1 pseudogene is annotated in these 339 nt (G+C 29.8%); it reads right to left on the bottom strand.

The features are described 5' to 3' along the window. Positions 1 to 117 precede the first annotated feature (117 nt). Positions 118 to 339: pseudogene (locus AAEZ18_RS18500) on the bottom strand (ABC transporter ATP-binding protein); the annotation flags it as partial.

Raw genomic sequence — 339 nt, 5'->3', positions numbered from 1 at the left:
ATATTTAAGAATAAACTTTATATAAAATTTAAATTTTAAATTAACTTTAATAATTTAATATCAAATATAACTACATTTCATAATAATGTTTCCAATATTCTTCATGACAAATTACATAATATTTAAACTTATTTTATTAAGTGCGCTTACGTCTGGGCGAGAAGGGTAGTTAAAGCTTATATTCTCAAGCGTAATAGCAGGGCTGTTACTATTTTTTAGTAAGTTACTATCTTGTGGATTTAGTGGGTTTTCTATCTCACTTTTAACAGCAAGTAACTCAAGTAATCTTGCAGCTGCGCCTGCTGCGCGTTGTAGTTCGCCATATACTTCAGCAACGGT

The organism is Pseudoalteromonas sp. 19-MNA-CIBAN-0066 (assembly GCF_040308705.1).
GTDB lineage: Bacteria > Pseudomonadota > Gammaproteobacteria > Enterobacterales > Alteromonadaceae > Pseudoalteromonas > Pseudoalteromonas nigrifaciens.
Note: the sequence above shows the minus strand (reverse complement) of the source record. Positions and strands in the feature narration are given on the sequence as shown.